Annotated in this window: 1 protein-coding gene; it reads right to left on the reverse strand. The window is 76.8% G+C overall.

Annotation, left to right across the window (positions count from 1 at the left end):
* A partial coding sequence (locus tag SB719_RS20755; RefSeq protein WP_412159829.1) for a CinA family protein occupies positions 1-252 on the reverse strand: 252 nt, incomplete at its 3' end.
* Between the last annotated feature and the right edge of the window lie 11 nt (positions 253-263).

The following is a 263-nucleotide window of genomic DNA, read 5'->3' on the forward strand; positions in this document are numbered from 1 at the left end:
CTCCAGGTCGCGCACCAGCGCGTCCAGCGCCGCCTCGACGGTCCGGTTGACGACCTCCTCCGGCTCGCCGTCGAGGTGAAGCTCGGCGACCTCCACCTCCCCGGGACGCCCGTGTGCCAGGTAGACCGTACCGGCCGGCTTGCCCTCCTGCTCTCCCGGGCCGCCGGCGCCGGTGACGGCGGCGACGACGTCGGCGCTCAGCAGGCGCCCCACCCCGTCGGCCATCTGCCGGGCGCACGGCTCGGTGATCACGGGCCCCGGCG

This window comes from Pantoea sp. SIMBA_079 (assembly GCF_046940275.1).
In the GTDB taxonomy this organism is placed as follows: domain Bacteria; phylum Pseudomonadota; class Gammaproteobacteria; order Enterobacterales; family Enterobacteriaceae; genus Pantoea; species Pantoea borealis.